Source organism: Guptibacillus sedimenti, assembly GCF_028610665.1.
GTDB lineage: Bacteria > Bacillota > Bacilli > Bacillales > Guptibacillaceae > Guptibacillus > Guptibacillus sedimenti.
The window spans coordinates 581196-599324 of sequence record NZ_JAQQWV010000001.1; the positions used below are offsets into that span (position 1 = coordinate 581196).

The following is an 18129-nucleotide window of genomic DNA, read 5'->3' on the forward strand; positions in this document are numbered from 1 at the left end:
TAAAGTTGCTCAAAAAGGATTGTGTGATATGGGAGAATTTATTAAGTTGATTGTGGCGATTGTTAATGAGCTTCATGACATTGTCATTGGTATCATGAACGGGATGGGTTTTTCGGTTACTGATAAGGATCTCCATTTCTGGGTCATTGGTTTAATGGGAATGGGAGGATTTGTCGTTGTCCAATTTTTATTTCGATTGCTTTCAAAATGGAGCATCACAGCCATTTCCTTCATTTATACAATAACGGTATTGCTCGTGATCGTCTTTGCCATTGAGATTCAGCAGAAAATCACTGGCAGAGGAAATATGGAATTTGCCGATGCAGTAGTAGGATTGCAGGGATTTGTCGTTTTGTTCCTCGTCTATTTAGCCATTCGCCTTCTGTTCATGGGTGTAAAAAGGTTACATAAACCAAACACGAATAAGAACACACGAAGTAGATAACCTAAAGGGGGTTATCTTTTTTTGATAATAAAAAGAAGAGAACGATCGCTCTCTTCTTTCGGGATTAGTAAGTCATTTGCGTGAGAAAGGCAATAGCCGCTCCAATGACGATAGCAGACACAGGTAGCAAAAGATAAATCATCTTCTCCTTACGCTGTCTACGATATTGGATTTCTTCAGGCGTTAGCCATGATTCTTTCATAATTAAATCTCCCCCTGGTTCTTGCTGAAATCGCAGCGGAGGCCGTATTCGGCAGCTGGCTGACTGTCGGATAAACAGTCCGTGAAGTCCCTATAGCTTTGCGTCATCACTTTTCAATGATTTTGCCATTCTCGTACGATTCGAACATTTATAAGTAGTTACAAGGTAAACGATGTCATGAAAAAGTAAAAATTGTCGAAAAATGACTTCAATTCTAAGTATAACCTATTCTGTTTACCGTGTATATTGGGAAAATACTGATAAACTGCACTCCTCTATTAAGATTTTGTAAAGCAGGTTTCCCAATGTCGGATGGAATCGTCTAGATTAAAATAATAATCGTTTTACAGTAAATATGATCGTCTTTTTCACCCATTTACGCATGAAAAAATCAAGATAGACAAGACTAGAGATGGAAGGGAGGTTGGTCTTAATGAAAAAGCGAAAAGCACAATCGAACGCTGCGTTAACGAATAATCAAACTCCTAAAGAGAGTATTCCAAACCCTGAAGCTCCTAAACGATCACGAAAAAAGGAAAGCTGAATAATATGATCTCTTTGTTAGAACAGCAATGCTTACCCCTAATAAAATCGTTAACAGAGGAAGGGCAAGGAAAAGCATCTTTTCCTTGCGCTTTTTTTGATAGTGAATTTCTTCAGGTGCTTTCCATTTCCGATTCATATGAGCCCGATCTATTATCTCTACAAAATATTAAGTAAATAAAGTAGACTATGTCATAGAACTGTTTAATTAAGTTATCGGCTCAAAGGTATAAAGATTTTAGGATAATTTGTCGATTTATAATAAATAATCGTTTTGACCTACTTTTTTTTCAATAATTTAGGTTGTTACTTAGGTTAAAAGTTGGAGGGAGAAACTCGCGATGCCTGTAATCTATTTAGAAACACTCATTGATGCACCTGTTCAAACGTGTTTTGATTATGCCCGGAATGTCGATGCGCATGTGAAAAGTACAGAACAAACAAAGGAAAAAGTGATTGACGGAGTAACAGAAGGATTGATGCAGGCAGGGGATACCGTTACATGGGAAGCCACACATTTTGGAGTGAAGCAACGGTTAACAGCTAAAATTACAGGGATGAATGAACCCGACTGGTTTATTGATGAAATGACAAAAGGTCCATTTAAATCGTTTGTTCATACCCATCGATTTGAAGATCTGAATGGTGTAACGTTAATGATCGATCAATTTGCATATAAAGCGCCTCTGGGTATTTTGGGTAACATCGTTAACGTACTCTTTCTTAAAAATTATATGAAAAATTTACTAGAGAAAAGAGCCATGGAGTTAAAGAAAATGGCAGAAGCAACTGTATAAGCGCCTCCTATTCAGGTAAGACTGTAACGTGCTTGATTAGGAGGCGGAGGATATGATTTTATCTCGTACAATTGTGATTGTGAGTATCCAGTGCTGGCTCGGTATCGGATTTGTTCTTTCGTGTATAGCCTCGCTTACTTTACTCGGACATGAGCCTGCGCCAATTATTGTTAAGGGACTTGCGCAACTTATCCAAACAAGAGAACTTCAGTATGGTCCATTAACAGTAAGTTTATTAAACAATGGCGAAAGTGGTTTTGCTCATTTTATAATTCGAAAAATCGGTCATTTTTTTGTTTACAGCTTTTTAGCAACTTGCTTGTTTCACTTATTTAAAGCGAGAGACTCCATATATAGAATATTCCTTGTCCTTTTAATTGTTACATTTATTGCGGTGACAGATGAATTTATACAAGCATTTATGCCAAATCGTACAGCGCTCTTAACAGACGTATTGGTTGATATAGCGGGGTGCCTACATAGTATCTTCCTCATAAAATTGTGGTATTTATGCCGGTTACGGAAAGCTCTTGCATAGCAAGAGCTTTTTGTTATGAGCAAATGTAAAGTTTTTAGGTGTTTTTATAGGTTAAAATACCTATTTTTTCGACAGTAATGATAGGTATTCTATGTTATTTTTGTAAGATTCGTCATTTAGTGACTATTTTAATGTAAAAATTATGCTAAAGTGTTAAAAAGGGAGAATAGAACTAATATTTTCTTAAAAAATCTTAGGGGGAAAAGATTTGAAACTTTTGACGTCACTTTTGGTTGGCATTTTAGCATTTTCTTTGTCGATGCATGGTGTGCAGGCAGCGGGAGAAACAGTTACCGTTAAACTAGTAAACTATGTGAAAGATACGACAGTTTTAAAGTTCAATGTAACAGGAAGTTATCAAATTCAAGGTAGTGAGATTGAAATTGAAAGTTCAAACGCGGAGGAGTACAGTGTCAAAGCTGAATCAGGCGATGTGGTGCTTTACCGAGGACACACAAAGTTAACCAACTTTGGGAATGCAATGACGCTTGTACCAACCATCACAAATGCGATGGATAGCTTTGTCGCAATCGGTGATAAAAGGTATCTAGGTGAAATGAAATTTACGGTTGATGGGAAATACATTCGTCCCGTTAATACACTTCCGATGGAAGAGTATTTAAAGGGAGTAGTGCCTAGTGAAATGCCAGCTTATTGGGGCACGAACGGAGGAATGGAAGCTTTAAAAGCACAAGCAGTTGCAGCGAGGACATTTGCATTTCCTCGAAAAGATAACTTGACGGATAGCCAGTCTAGTCAAGTTTATAAAGGCTATGATTGGTATTCAACTACAAATATTGCCATTAATGAAACTGCAGGAAAAACACTAAAGAGTGGTGACACGTACATAGGTGCTTTTTATTCCTCTACCAATGGTGGTATGGTGATGTCGAATACAAATTCGTGGGGGAGCAAGTTAATTCCTTATCTTCAAACAAAAGCCGATCCGTATGACGCTAAACTATCGCCATACGATAGTTGGAATTATACAATAGGGAAAAAACAAATCGACACTGGTCAATTGGATTTGAAAAATCCTGAATCCTGGTGGACTAAGACGAATGAACTGAGCTCTGATGCGGCAGAAATTACGAATATGAAATCTTGGCTTAAAAAAGAAGGTAAAATCAACTCAACGGATGAAATTAAAATTACAGAAATAACGAACCTTACTTTTACTCTTCCACCATTTACTTCCAATGATATTTTAAAAGGAAGCATGACATTCAAGTATTTCCTCAAAAAAGATAGTGGTTTTAATAAAGATGAAAAAGGTTTGTTAAAAGAGCATACGATGAAGATTGAAGATACATCCTATAATCTTCGCTTTATGATTGGCACTTCAATTATGAAAAGTCCTTATATCCAACAAATTGATGCAAAATCCGACTCTTATGTAGTGAATGGAAGTGGCTTTGGACATGGGATTGGCATGAGTCAATATGGTGCTTATCAGCAGTCAAAAGAAGGTCGCACATTTGATGAAATCTTATCTTTCTATTATCCGAATACGAATTTAGTGCAAGAAGAAACGACGATTACATCGGAAAGATTGTATGGAAAAAGTCGTTATGATACGAGTGTGGCCATTTCGAAATACGGGTGGAAGAACCATTCTGAAGTTGTTGTAATTGGTCGCGGAGATGTTGCCATTGATGCTTTAACGGGGAGTGTACTTGCCAAAAAGTACAATGCGCCATTGCTATTAACACCTTCTAACGCTTTACAAGAAAGTGTAGAACAGGAAATAGATCGCCTTCAGCCGAAGAAGATTTATATTCTAGGCGGTACAGGTGCTGTTTCTGAAAATATCAAATCGACTTTAGAAAAAAAGCTTTATGTACAAGAAGTGGAGCGTGTAAGTGGAAAGGACCGCTACGCGACTGCCGTAGAAATTGCCGAAGAAGTGGGCGGGTTTAACCAGGCGATCCTTGCTTCAGGAAATGACTCTTCACCAGATGCTCTATCAATTGCTTCTTATGCAGCTGCAAAACAAATTCCAATCTTGCTAACCGGTCAAAAGTCGTTGAGTGATTATACAAAGAACTATGTAGAAACGACCAACATTACACAGGCAACCTTAATAGGTGGGACTGGTGTCATTTCTGATTCTATTAAAAGTGGTCTTGAGAATTCAGGAGTCAATACACTTCGAATTTCAGGAAAAGATCGCTATTTAACTAGTGTCGAAGTTGCAAAAACATTAGAATTTGAAAACTCGAACTTATTCTTTGCTAATGGTGATGTATTTATTGATGCACTGCCGGGCTCTTCTCTGGCAGCAGCCATGGGTGCTCCAGTGATTTTAACTCAAAAAGAGAAATTACCAGCAAGTGTAAGTAGTTATCTTGATGAAAACAAAGCTGCCCAAAGTATGTATTTGCTTGGGGGAACGGGAGCAATATCTGAAGGAGTTATGAACGACATATTTCAGAAGATAAACTAAGTTACTGGTCACCTTCTCATATTGAGAAGGTGACCTTTTCCTACCGAGAAAATATTTTTAGTGAAGATATGGTATGATTTAAATAATTGATCAAGAGTAGTGTATTCTCGGAATAAATCAATTTTGGTGGTAAAATAGTCAATTAAGAGGAGGGGATTTTTTGCACGAAAAGAAAGAAATTGAAATCCTTTGCGATGCCTTGAGAACCTATTGGAATGAACATCCAGAAAAAAGTCTTGGGCATTTATTGAAAGACCTTCATGATAAGTATGAACATAATGAAGCATTCATCGAAACGGCTGACAGTAAATGGTTGCATTGGATGCTTGAAAATAGTAAACAGCGCGATATTATTGAGAAAAAATATCGCAACCAATCACAAATTAAGGATTTAGAAAAACACATTCGTCCGGAACTCATTGAAGTGATTCGACGTTTTGTTGATTAATGAAAAGAGCCGGCCTCGTTATACGAGGCCGGCTCTTGTTTTCCTTATAATCAAAAGGGGGGATTAAAGGGATTACTTAATGTTTCGGTTTATAACATGTTACGTTGGGGGTAGATGAAAGGTAAATAGAAACATCATCAGGGAAGTTTACTCAATATAATGGTAAAATTAGTAATAAGTACATAGAAGGGAAGTGCATGAAATGGGATTGAGAATTGGAATAATGGGGACGGCGAATATTGCAAGGAAAGCGGTTATACCTGCGATCCAAAACGCTAGTGGTGCTGAAGTTGTGAGCGTAGCTAGTGGCAGTGGCAAAGCCAAAGAATTTGCAGAGGAAATGAGCATTCCACATTATCATGACAGTTATGAAGCGATGTTGGAGGATGATTCAATTGACGCAGTCTATATTCCGCTTCCAAACACGCTTCACAAAAAATGGACCATTGCAGCTGCTAAGAAAGGGAAACACGTTCTTTGTGAAAAACCAGCGGCAATTACGGCTCGTGACGCAATGGAGATGGTGGAAGCTTGTGAAGAAAATGGCGTTATATTTATGGAAGCCTTTATGTATCAATTCCACCCTCAGCACGAAGTTGTAAGGAATGTAATTGCGTCCGGTGAAATTGGTGATGTAAAGCATATGCGTGCAAATTTTTCATTTTATCTGGGTGATAAACCAAATAACATTCGCCTCAGCAGTGAACTAGGTGGGGGAAGCATTTGGGACGTGGGATGTTATTGCATTCATTCGTCTCGGTTCATCATTGGCAACGAACCACTTAAAGTCTACGCAGAAGCAGCTATTCCGGAAGGTGGAGGCGTTGACCTTTCCGCTTCAGGCATCTTAACATTTGCAAACGGCGTCACGGCTTCGTTTGATTGTAGTTTCGAACGCCAGATGAGCAATTCGTATGAGATTCTTGGTACAAAAGGAAGCATTCGTCTACCGTACGCTTACCGCCCTGATGCTCAGGGAGCAAATGGAACGATTCAGATTAAGAATAGTGAAGGCAATGTGAGAGAAGAATTAGTTGAAGGTGAGCAATATACGCTTATGGTCGAACACTTCGCACACTGTGTTCAAAACAATCAAACGCCGTCTTATTCCGGTGAGGCGACAGTGAATAACTTAAAAGCCATTGAAGCTTGCTATGAATCGATTAAACAAAATCGTCCAGTAGAACTGGTTTAATACAGAAAGAAAGCACATTGGATTAGCCAATGTGCTTTTCTAATATTTCCTTGGTCCCCTCTGCATAGGAAGCTTCACTTGAAATAGAAGTGATTTTATCTTCTTCAGGCGTCTCGCCCTCACCAACCCAGTAAAACGTAATGTTCTCTAATTCATGTTCTCTTGCGGTCACAGCCATCACCATATCACCACTACTATCTCCAAAAACAAATACTTCCTCAGCTGATTGAATTTCATCAAGTATCCACGTAGCTCCAATTTTCTTGGATAAATCGGGATGAATCACATCAACCCCATAAGTCGAGACAGCGGTTTTATTACCCGATTCAGAAGAAATCGATTGTACGTCATCTGCGTATTCCTGAAGCGATTCGCGAGTTTTCTTTAAATGTTCCTTATCTCCAGGATCACCGTGCACAGCCTCAACCGTACCCATGGATTCTTTCGTTTGGTCCCATTGAATCAGACCTTCATACTTCTCTTTTTGACTCACTTTGTATAACTTGTCTTTCACTTCATCAGAGATCACATATTCTTCATCTAGATCCCATGAAGAAATATCTGTTCCACGTCCTTTTATAGCACCGTGTTCCGATACGCAATAGAGGGAAGACCAGTCAATGTTATCATCAAAGAGTGGAAAGAGATGATCAGAAAGCCAGCCTCTTGATCGGCCGGTCACAAAAGATAGGATGTGCTCATCTTTTGCTAATTGTTCAATCGATTTTACAACATCTCTATCAGGTCTAGCGTTTTCATCTGTTAAAACGCCGTCAACATCAAACATATAAAAAGCCATCTTAGCACACTCCTATTCTAGTTAAACTATGATTAGTATAGCGTTGTGGAGGGAGGTGGGGCAAATAAAAACCCGGCAAAATTGAGCCGGGTTTAGAGTATTAAATATGAATTTCAGTTTTAGATGGGCTTGAGTCAGGTACTCTGTCGTGAGAATCAGGTACTCTGTCGTGGTTACCTAGAGTAACAACTCCTACTAAGCTAGTAATAAGTAGTGCATTTACAATTAACTTTTTCATGTTTTTCTCCCTTTCTAATTCATGATTTTTTTCCTGGCATCGTTCGCTAACCTAAAATAAAAACTTGAATTTTTATATTGGCCATTATTAAAATAATGGTCTGCCAGCATTTCACCGTACTCTGAAACATAGTACCAACGTGTTTTTTCCTCAAAGTATTTAACTGCATCTTTAAGGATTAACTCTTGATTTTCACTCTGCTTGTTACTAAGTTTTAATATCAAGATTTTAAAATGGTGGATATATTCTAGGTACTCTGTTTTTGTAACTAGCTCCATACCATCATTAATTGATTTGCGAGCGAGATCAATGTTACCACTTTTAATATACTCTGAAGCAATTAAATATAGTGTCTTAGCACGGTCTTCAATTTCGTGAACTTCACTATTTTGTAAAGCTAATTGATAGTATTTTAAAGCCAAATCCGATTCGTTTTGGCAAGAGTATACATAACCAAGGTCATGATAAATAATACTCTTAAGTCGTTTATCATTAAAAGATTCCGCATATTTTTGCGCGTTTTGGAAGTGATGTTCGGCTTCTCCATAATTTAAGATAACTCTATTGTTTACTCCTAAAAGAATTTCAGTGTCTGAAGCTCTTTTGAAATTGTATTCTTTATTAAACATTTCAAGGCATTTTATTGCAAGGTTATTAGATAAAGTAATTTGACTAAGACGATTGTGTACAAGCGCTTGTTGATAGTAAAATTCTGCCCATTCTGCAGAATTTGATTTCATCGAAGTAAGAAGAAAATGAGCTTTTTTGTACTGTTCACCAGCTTCTTTAAATTTACTATTTTGGTAGTAGTATAATCCTAAAAAGTAAAAATAATAGAATTCAAGTTGCTCAGATAGTCTTTCTTGTACATGATACAATCTCTCAAGAATATCATTTGCTTTATCAGTTTCTCTAAATAAAATATGATACCTAAACGATAAAAGAAGATACTTCGTGAGCATATCAGGATCTTCCACGCCGTCAATTTCTTCGTCTATCAGCTTTTTATAACTAACAACTTCCTCAAAGTTTCGTAGGCGCATTTCTTTATACCAAGAATCAAGATCATGATGCAACTTGTTCATTTTATCCTCATCATCAACCTGATCTAGGGAAACGCCTAACTCTTTACAAAGATGTCCAACAAGTTCTTCACTTGGCTGGGCAAGACCGTGTTCGATTTTACTTAAATACGGAATAGAACAGATTCCGGAAGCGAGTTGTTCTTGCGTGATGCCTTTCATCTGCCTGAAGTATCGGATTTTTGCTCCAATCATTCTTTGCTTCCTTTCTCCTAGAACTATTTGATTACAGTTTACTAAAAATTCTCAGAAAAGAGAATAGTTTTGAGGTTGGGAAATATAAAAAGAATTTGCATGATTATCACGCTAAATCCGAACGATGTTTCCCAATATTTCATAATGCAATGATCGATACTTTATGGTATATATTAACTATAACATACAGGATGGAGGAGAAAAATGGAAGATCGTTTTAAAAACTTAGAAATCTTAATTGCGAATTTGATTCAAATTGTTGGCACGTTAAGAAAAGATCAGTCGTTATTAGAAGAACGCTACGCTTCACTTCAATCATCGTATGAACAATTGGTAAACGACCACGTAAGGAAAGAAACACAATCCTCTCTAAGTTAAGACCTCTTTAACCTCTCAGCCCAACTTCCAAAAATTTCTCATAAACACCTTTCAATTCTTCTGCCTTTTCATTATCCTAAAACTAACATGGAACTTTAGGGGGAAAAGAATTGAAGAAGAGTAACATTTTTCTTGTTATTTTCACATTGAGCTTTATTTCGCTTTTAACACCACAAGTTGAAGCAGAAGAAACTGTCACTGTGATTGTGAAATACTCAGAATCTAGTGATCGAGTGAAGACTCAGTCGATTTCCAGTCAGTTTGATACGATTGAAGCACCGAAATCAGAAAGTAAAAAGCTTATAAAAGAATTGGAAAGTCTACCGAATGTGCAATACGCTGAAGAAGATGTCCCTGTTTATCTAATGGGTTCAACGCCTGTAAATGATCCTGAATATACAAAGCAAATGTCCGCTTTTCAGGAAATTTCCGTTGAGCAGGCATGGATGAAATATGTACGATCTGATGAAATCACTGTTGCCGTTTTAGATACTGGTGTCGATCTCGATCACCCTGATTTAGCTAGTAATCTTGTTAATGGAATTAATCTCGTAACTCCTTCTAAAACACCAGACGATGAAAATGGCCACGGTACTCACGTTGCGGGTTTGATCGGTGCAGAAACGAATAATGGAGTGGGGATATCTTCTATATCGCGCGGGGTCAAGATCATGCCGATTAAAGTGATGGATGGTACGACAGGACAAATGTCCACGGTCATTCAAGGCATTGAATATGCCGTTTCTCATGGAGCAGATGTGATTAACTTAAGTCTTGGTACATACAGCAATATGAAAGCAATGAGTGATGTGATTCAAATGGCGGCTGAGAATGGGGTAGCCGTTGTGGCAGCAGGTGGAAATGATAATCAAAATCGGGTTATTTATCCTGCCGCATATAAGTCGACGATCGCAGTAGCATCAACCCAAACGGGAATGAATGAAAAAGCCTCATTCTCAAATTGGGGAGCAGAGATCGATCTTCACACTCCTGGTACGGATATTTATAGCACCTGGCTTAACTCATACGAAACGGATAGTGGGACGAGTATGTCTACAGCGCTAGTAAGCTCAGCAGCTAGCATGATTTTACAAAACAGTCCATTTTTAACGAGTCCTCAGGTAAAAGATGTGCTTACTTCGAGTACCGATCCAATCAGCAAGTTAGAAGGAATGGGAAGTGGACGCTTGAATGTTTCTTCCGCTTTAGAATACGTTGAAACGAAAAATAGAATTTATGGAAAAACGGCCGTTCACACAGCTGTTGCGGTTTCTAAACACGGTTGGGAAAAATTAAATCAAAAACAGGTTGCCTTAAATGGAGAAAACATGGATGGAAAATTCGTAATTTTAGCAAGTGGCTTAACCTTTCCAGATAGTTTAGCAGCGGCTCCTTTATCGTCCTATCTAGATGCTCCGATATTGCTCCAGCAAACGAACGCTTTAGCAGAAGCTAATTTAGATGAGCTAAAAAGACTGGAGGCTACTCACGTTGTTATTGTTGGAGGCTCTGGTGCTGTATCCAAAGTAGCTGAAAATGATTTAAACAAATTAGGTATTAACACCCTTCGATTATCAGGAAAAGATCGATATGCTACTGCAGTTGCCATTAATCAAGCGATTCCTTTTGAAACAGAAGAAGCAATGATCGTTTCGGGAGAAGATTTTCCTGATGCTCTTTCCATTGCCCCATACGCTGGAAGATATGATTACCCCGTATTGTTTGTTCAAAAAAACAAGGCGCCAGACGTTGTGAAGTCTTATCTCAATTCTAAAGAAATTCGTCATGCTTATGCCATAGGTGGTACAGGGGCGATGTCTAACGAAACGATGGATTCTCTCCAGATTCCTTACAATAGAATTAGTGGGGAAGATCGCTATGCAACGAATTACAAGGTTATTAAACAGTTTGGTTTAGAGGAAGAATCGCTGTATATTGCCACTGGAACGAATTTCCCTGATGCATTAGTGGGAGGAGCTCTGGCTACAAAAGTAGAAAGCTCAGTTATGTTAACACATCCACAAAAAATGCTAGCTAGTGTGAATGAAGAATTAATCTATTTAAGAAATAAAGGATTCCAAGATTATTACTTTCTTGGAGGTTATGGTGCTGTTTCTCCCCAAATTGCCTGGAAAATTGATAAAAAACTACTGTACTAGCTTCGATAAACTTCGAAGCTTTTTCTTTTATTAACATGTTTTTCCACAAAACGATAAGAAATAGTGTCATAGAATTATATATTTTGTAAAAAATTACACATTTATTTGTTGACGGCCATAAAAAACAAGATTAAACTGAAAATGCAGAAAATTTTCTAAAATAAATCAGGGGAGGGATATTTTAGCAGCGTTTTTATAACAATACTGGGGGGAAATACACGAATGACATTTAAGAAAAAGTTTATTACGGTTTTTGCTGGTGCGACCTTGTTGGCATCATCATTCTCTAACGTTGGATACAATCCTGATGTAGCGGAAGCTGCCTTACAAGAAACAAAGAAGTTTAAACCAGCGATTTCACAAGAGATTTCAGCTCTTGCTTTTAGTGATGCTGCTGTACAAGAGTTGATTGTTGTCACAAAAGGAAAGAAAGACCTTTCTTCGCAACTTGAAAAAATGGGTGTTAAAGTACTTGATAACCATAAGAACTATGTCTACTTAACAGAAATTCCAACAAATAAAGTAATGGATGTTTATGGGCTTGATGACGTAGCGTCACTTGGTAAAAACGGAACGGTTGAATTGGAAAAGACATTCGATGACCCTGAAATAGCACCTATTAATGAAGCTGCAGAAGAAGTAGTTGGCCCCCAAACAGAAGAAACACATGATGCAACAGGTGTGGATGAATTTCATAATAAATATGATGGCTCAGGAACGAGAGTCGCCATTATTGACTCGGGTCCAGACCCAGGTCATGAAGCCTTCACTGAAAAGCTTGCTGAGGGATACTTTGGTAAATCTAAAATTGTCGGTGTGCATGATTACACGATTGGAGACCAAACGAATGAAAGAGATTCAGATTTTCCACTTGCTGAAGGCGATGTGATTTTCGACGATACAGTCGATGAGGGGGATTCCTTTACTGTTGGAGAAGATACATATAAGACAAACGGGATTGATGCCTCGGATGACGAGTATCATTTCGGCTTTCTGGCGCCTGACCTGAATTCAGGTGATCTAAATGCCGATGGTGAAATGACGGAAGACCACGATGAGGATGTAGAAGGTAACGATGCAGATAAATTTGGTGTCCTAATGGTTGATGATAAAGTTTACATTGATAAAGATAATGACATGGACTTTACTGATGAAATTCCTTATGCGAACAATCAAGCTGGTACATTTGATGTCAATGTAGAGGATGAGTTGGTTGGAGCCAACTTCCGCGTCAATTCGCTGGATTCAGAAGATCCATTTGTGAATATTTTCTTCGATGTCAATGGGCACGGTACTCACGTGTCAGGTATTACGGCTGCTAATGGACCGGCACGGTCGAATGAGACAGGGGCAGTTGCCAAAGATGGAGTTGCACCAGGTGCTGAGTTGGTAGGCCTAAAAGTATTTAAAGCTGAAGGCGGTGCGGCAAGTTATAGCATTATGTCAGCGATGGTAGATGCTGCCCTTCCAGAATCTCTAGGCGGGTATGACGCAGATGTTGTTAATATGAGTCTAGGTTCTTTACCTGACTTAAATGACGGCACAGATGCAGATGACGAGTTAGCAGATCTATTATCTGAAGAATTCGGCACGATGTTTGCTATGTCAGCAGGAAACGAAGGACCTGGGGCTGATTCAGTAGGTTCACCAGGAACGAGTACAGCTTCGATCTCTGTAGGTGCACACATGGATGAAGAAATGTGGGCAACCGAATATGATGCTTATCCATTTGGAAAGAATGCTGATGGCACGCCGAAAGAAGGAGATGGCCTTTGGTACTTCTCTTCTAATGGTCCAAGAGAAGATGGCATGCAAAAACCTGATATTGTTGCACCAGGAGCATCGTATGCTTCTTATCCAGCTCAATTGGGTAATTACGCAGTGCTTCAAGGTACGAGTATGTCAGCTCCTTATGTAGCAGGCGCACTTGCTCTTTTGAAACAAGCTACTGAAAAAGACAGGGTTCCTTTTGATTACGAATCAGCACGTGAGGCGTTAATTCAAACTGCGCAGCCACTTGAAGGGTATGAACGTTCTCAACAGGGTGCTGGTTTAATTGATATTCCTGCTGCCTATGAGTATTTAAAAAATAACTTTATTAATGATGTAAAAGAAGTTAATGTCCAAGTTTACCACGGTGAAAAAGTTTCAGGTGGTCCAGGGCTATACGTAAGAAATCAAGAAATACCTGAAAAAGTAGAAGTTCTTATTGAAAACCCTACTGATGAAACAAAAGAATTAACAATTAAGCCGACTGAAAGTTGGTTTACTCCATCTAAGAAGGCGATCACGCTTAAAGCGGGTCAAAGTGAGAAAATCACTGTTACTTATGATAAGGATCAGCTTCAGGTTGGTAGAAACGAAGGAACGCTAGTTATTGATGATAAGGCGACGGCTTATGTTGAAGCGCGCTCTTATCAAACGATTATTGTTGGAGAAGAATTTACTTCAGAAAACAAGTATCGTTTTAGTGAACAGGGAGAAGTACAATCTTCTAAAACCGAACACTATTACTTTGACGTAAAGCCAGGAATGGAAGAAATCCGTTTCGCCCTTTCTGCACTTCAGGAAAATGGCGAATATCAAGGTCGAGTTAGAATGTTAGTACATGACCCGGATGGTAAGCAAGTGAGTGCTTATCAAGGATACGCCGGTTATGGACCAGAAGCTTCTTCTCTTAAAGTAGAAGAAAATGTTTTTGAAAGTCCTAAAGCGGGTGTGTGGGAAGTAGCGGTGTACGGTACGATTGCTCCTGAAGAAGGTAAAGAAGTAAACAAATTTAACTTCGAAGCTTTTGTACAAGGTGTTGTAGCTACTCCAGGCGAAGTTGACCTTGGTTCTGTCGCTCCAGGTACAAAAACAACAAAAGAAGTGAAATTCGAAAATTATCTTTCAGGTGCTAAAAAAGTAAAAATCGAAACTGGCGATTTTAGTAAAGCAGAATCAAATAAAAGTCGCATTGAAGTTCCAAATAAAGATTATTATTTGGAAGAGTTGAAGCTCGAAAATAATATTTCTTTAGAGGTAGCAACTTCGAATCCGAAAGATCCAGGTGATGACGTTGATTTAGAATTTTATAAGAAAACAAAAGATGGGTATGTACCGGTAGCGTCTTCAGGTGATGCTTCTTCTGATGAAAAAGTAAATATGAAAGCGCTAGAAGATGGCACTTACCTGGTAGCTGTTTTTGGTTATTCGTCTAGTGACGGAAAAGCAACAGAAGTTGATCTTACAATAACGGAAGAACGAGTTCTAAATCCTGGTGAAGAAGGCCTGGGTGAACTATCCGCTACTAATAAAACTTTCGATCTAGGTATTGGGAAATCACTTAAAACCGATGTGAAGATTACAACACCAGATGCATCTGGTGATTATACAGCGGGTGTATTCTTAAAGGATGCTGTTACTGACGAAGTCCTTTCAATTCTACCTGTATCTGTTGATGGCGGAGTAGTGGATGTCATTAAAGGTTCAGACCGAGAAGCGACTGCTATTGAAGTATCAAAAGAGATGTATCCTGATGGTTTCACTGAGGAAGATAGTAAAACTGTGGTCATCACAACTGGATACGACTTCCCAGATGCTTTATCAGCTGGTCCACTGGCAAGTGCGTATGAAGCACCAGTTCTTCTTGCAGGCCCTAAGGGGAAACTGTCAGAAAAGGTTAGATTAGAAATCTCACGTCTAGGTGCTGAAAATGCTGTAATCGTTGGTGGTACAGGTGTTGTATCCGATGATGTCCTTCTTCAACTTGCTGAGCTTGGAATCAGCACAAAAAATGTTGAACGTTTATCTGGTAAAAGTCGTTTCGATACGAACTTAGCCATTGTAAACCACTTACAAGAAAAGAATGGTTATGTAGGAAAAGGCGTGTTTCTTGCGACTGGTATGAACTATGCAGACGCACTTAGCGCTGCTGGTATTGCTGGCGAGATGCAAATGCCAATTGTACTTACAGATGGAAAGAAACTATCTAAAGAAGCAAAAGAAATTCTTAAAGGTGAAGATGTGTATGTTCTTGGAGGTACAGGAGCAATTTCTGACACTGTCTATAATGAAGTGGAAAGCATTGCTTTTGATACGATGAGATTGAAAGGGAAAAATCGTTATGGTACTTTAGCAGCGATTCAAGAGGAGTTTGCTGACGCTACGGATACGTTATATGTAGCAAGTGGTCAAACTTTCCCTGACGCACTTTCTTCAGCACCACTCGTATCTATGAACAAAGGAACGCTAGTTCTGGTTCAAAAAGATGATGTTCCAACAGAAGTTGAGTCTTTCCTAACAAAATATCTGTATACGAATGATATTAAAGCTGTGAAAGTATTAGGTGGAAATGGAGCGGTAAGTGAAGTAGCGAAAGACGAGTTGCAAAAGTTAGTCAAGTAATTGGAAGAACGAGTAGCTTTGATCCTCGGATCAAAGCTACTTTTTTTATGCTAAATAGAGATTGAGAAAGAAATATCATGAATTTGTCTTAATCATGTCGAATACTGTTTATTTTAATGAATGGTTTCTATATAATTTATATTTAGGAAAGTATTAGAAAAGATGGCTAATCAAGGGGTTTTAGGGGGAAGGTATGAAAAAGTTTTTATTACTCTTTTTATTTATTATTTGTGTAAGTGGTATTTTATTAGGGAAAATGCACTGGGAGAACAAGATAGAAACGATGAGTATTAAAGCTGATGCGAAGGAAACTCAAAAGTCAACAGTAGCAGATGAGAAGGCAGGAAATAGCTTAGATGATGCTATGTCCAATTTCTCAAAGGAATTAAAAGAATTGGTACAAAAAAAGGTGTCGGAAAATAAGTCTATCACTATCGCAGCAGTCGGTTCAGATGCTACTTCTGATGGTGATGATTCTTGGCCATCTATTTTGCAAAGCGAATTGGATGAAAGCTATGGGAAAGAGGTTTTCTCCATTAATGTAAGATCACTCGGAGATAAAAACTCATTAGAGGCTATGAGAAAAATAAGAGAAGAAGGAGTAGAAACGACTCCTGATGTCCTTCTACTGGAACCATTTCTCCTTAAGGATAATGGAGAAATTCGTATTGAAGATTCACTAGATGCTATTACAAGTATCATTTCCACTTATAAAAATGTGAATGAGGATATGATTATAATCCTACAACCTTCAAACCCATTATATGACTCCAAATATTATCCTATCCAGGTAGATCAATTAAAGAATTATGCTAAAGACAATGATTATCTTTATCTAAATCATTGGAAGGAATGGCCGGAACAGGATAGTGAAAAGATGGAGGAGTATTTGACGGAAGAGAGTGGACCTAATAAAAAGGGGCACCAGGTTTGGGCGGATTATCTAGTTGATTATTTTACAGGTCAATAAGAGAAACTCATCTTTCATATTCATTGCTCCATTTTCTAACGAGTTCAAAATCGACAAAATATCTGCACATTTGCAGGTATTTTTTGTTTCGTTTTGTAATCATTTATTAGCAATCTTTACTTTCTTTTAACAATGTGTTCCAGTAAAACGATTGATATTGTGAAAATTTAATATACAATAACAATAGAAGAATTTTATATATGTTAAGGGTTTCAGACTCTAAACATAATTTGTCATAATGTGTAGAAAACTATCATTAGCATGTTATTTAAAGGAGACATTTATTTTATGAATTTTGCAATTGTAGGATGCGGTCACATTGCCAAGAAGCATGCAGAAGCCATTATGCACGCTGAAGGAGCAAGTTTATTCGCCGTATGTGATACGGTTACAGAGAAGATGGAGCCATTCATTAAGGAATATAATATAGAAGGTTATCACCACTTTGAAGAACTCATCGCAAATGATTCAGTAGATGTCATTAATATTTGTACACCAAGTGGCTTTCATGCTGACCTGGCTGTTAAAGCAGCAAACGCGGGGAAACATTTAGTGGTAGAAAAGCCCATTGCTCTTACTCTTGAAGATTCTCAGAAAATCATTGATGTTTGTAAAGAAAATAACGTGAAGCTTTCTGTCGTTCACCCGAATCGATTTCGTCCTGTGATGATAGAGATAAAGGAATTAATGAATCAAGGGAAGTTAGGTAAATTAAGCCACGCTAACGCAACGGTTAGGTGGAATCGGAATCAAGAATATTACAATCAAGCTCCCTGGAGAGGTACTAAATCATTAGATGGTGGCGTCTTGATGAATCAGGCGATACATAATTTAGATTTAATCCTTTGGCTAATGGGTGATGTTGACGAAGTTTATAGTATGAGTGCGACACGACTTCGCGACATTGAAGCAGAAGACGTTTCTACAGGCGTAGTTAGATTTAAAAATGGCTCTTTAGGTGTGATTGAAGCGGCAACCACTATTTATCCGCAGAACTTAGAAGAAACCATTAGTCTTTTTGGTGAAACAGGGACAGTGAAAATAGGTGGACGTAATGCGACATTTATTGAGCATATCAATATTGAAGATTTAGATGATCAAGAAAGTAATACCTTAATTGAAAAAATAAAAGCAGATCCGTTCGGTAAACCGGGCCACCAATGGATTATAGAAGATATGGTGAAAGCCATTGTAGAAGATAGGTCTCCAGTTGTGACTGGTGAAGACGGTAAAAAGGCGCTATCACTTGTTCTAGCACTATATGAATCATCAGATCAAAATACTCCTATAAAAGTACAGGACTAA

General features: G+C 38.2%; 15 protein-coding genes and 1 riboswitch. Of the genes, 12 read left to right on the plus strand and 3 right to left on the minus strand.

Annotated elements, in window-relative coordinates; translation table 11 throughout:
* The first annotated feature begins 28 nt into the window (after positions 1–28).
* The gene (locus PQ578_RS02755) at positions 29–445 is read left to right on the plus strand and encodes a hypothetical protein (RefSeq protein ID WP_273832103.1); all 417 of its coding nucleotides are present in this window, start codon (positions 29–31) and stop codon (positions 443–445) included.
* A gap of 64 nt (positions 446–509) precedes the next feature.
* On the opposite strand, the gene PQ578_RS02760 is transcribed toward PQ578_RS02755, so the two are convergent.
* On the minus strand, positions 510–647 hold the full coding sequence (locus PQ578_RS02760) for a hypothetical protein (protein ID WP_159785156.1): 138 nt from the start codon (positions 645–647) through the stop codon (positions 510–512).
* 47 nt (positions 648–694) lie between these two features.
* Positions 695–784: riboswitch (cyclic di-GMP riboswitch) on the minus strand.
* Between the two features lie 296 nt (positions 785–1080).
* Here PQ578_RS02760 and PQ578_RS22545 point away from each other — a divergent pair.
* From PQ578_RS22545 to PQ578_RS02785, 6 genes are all read left to right on the plus strand, one after another.
* Complete coding sequence (locus PQ578_RS22545) at positions 1081–1191, plus strand: hypothetical protein (RefSeq protein ID WP_489753143.1); 111 nt, start codon at positions 1081–1083, stop codon at positions 1189–1191.
* A gap of 340 nt (positions 1192–1531) precedes the next feature.
* Entirely contained in the window at positions 1532–1987 is a 456-nt protein-coding gene (locus PQ578_RS02765; RefSeq protein ID WP_273832104.1) for an SRPBCC family protein, read from the plus strand.
* 52 nt (positions 1988–2039) lie between these two features.
* On the plus strand, positions 2040–2525 hold the full coding sequence (locus tag PQ578_RS02770; RefSeq protein WP_273832105.1) for a VanZ family protein: 486 nt from the start codon (positions 2040–2042) through the stop codon (positions 2523–2525).
* 208 nt (positions 2526–2733) lie between these two features.
* Complete coding sequence (locus PQ578_RS02775) at positions 2734–4971, plus strand: cell wall-binding repeat-containing protein (RefSeq protein ID WP_273832106.1); 2238 nt, start codon at positions 2734–2736, stop codon at positions 4969–4971.
* Positions 4972–5131: 160 nt separating this feature from the next.
* The gene (locus PQ578_RS02780) at positions 5132–5419 is read left to right on the plus strand and encodes a hypothetical protein (RefSeq protein WP_165998035.1); all 288 of its coding nucleotides are present in this window, start codon (positions 5132–5134) and stop codon (positions 5417–5419) included.
* A 202-nt stretch (positions 5420–5621) separates the two neighbouring features.
* A complete protein-coding gene (locus tag PQ578_RS02785) occupies positions 5622–6614 on the plus strand; it encodes a Gfo/Idh/MocA family protein (RefSeq protein ID WP_273832107.1) in 993 nt (330 codons plus the stop codon).
* Positions 6615–6636: 22 nt separating this feature from the next.
* On the opposite strand, the gene PQ578_RS02790 is transcribed toward PQ578_RS02785, so the two are convergent.
* Both PQ578_RS02790 and PQ578_RS02795 read right to left on the minus strand, forming a co-directional pair.
* Positions 6637–7413 (minus strand): HAD-IIB family hydrolase, encoded by a 777-nt coding sequence (locus tag PQ578_RS02790; RefSeq protein WP_273832108.1) that lies wholly within the window; start codon positions 7411–7413, stop codon positions 6637–6639.
* 252 nt (positions 7414–7665) lie between these two features.
* Positions 7666–8928 (minus strand): helix-turn-helix domain-containing protein, encoded by a 1263-nt coding sequence (locus PQ578_RS02795; RefSeq protein WP_273832109.1) that lies wholly within the window; start codon positions 8926–8928, stop codon positions 7666–7668.
* A 204-nt stretch (positions 8929–9132) separates the two neighbouring features.
* Here PQ578_RS02795 and PQ578_RS02800 point away from each other — a divergent pair, with 204 nt between their 5' ends.
* From PQ578_RS02800 to PQ578_RS02820, 5 genes are all read left to right on the plus strand, one after another.
* Complete coding sequence (locus PQ578_RS02800; protein ID WP_273832110.1) at positions 9133–9306, plus strand: hypothetical protein; 174 nt, start codon at positions 9133–9135, stop codon at positions 9304–9306.
* A 110-nt stretch (positions 9307–9416) separates the two neighbouring features.
* Positions 9417–11465 (plus strand): cell wall-binding repeat-containing protein, encoded by a 2049-nt coding sequence (locus PQ578_RS02805; protein ID WP_273832111.1) that lies wholly within the window; start codon positions 9417–9419, stop codon positions 11463–11465.
* A 222-nt stretch (positions 11466–11687) separates the two neighbouring features.
* Positions 11688–15854, plus strand: coding sequence for a cell wall-binding repeat-containing protein (locus tag PQ578_RS02810; protein ID WP_273832112.1), 4167 nt, complete (start codon positions 11688–11690; stop codon positions 15852–15854).
* 193 nt (positions 15855–16047) lie between these two features.
* Positions 16048–16824: an SGNH/GDSL hydrolase family protein gene (locus PQ578_RS02815; RefSeq protein ID WP_273832113.1), complete on the plus strand. Its 777-nt coding sequence runs from the start codon at positions 16048–16050 to the stop codon at positions 16822–16824.
* Positions 16825–17112: 288 nt separating this feature from the next.
* Entirely contained in the window at positions 17113–18129 is a 1017-nt protein-coding gene (locus PQ578_RS02820; RefSeq protein ID WP_273832114.1) for a Gfo/Idh/MocA family protein, read from the plus strand.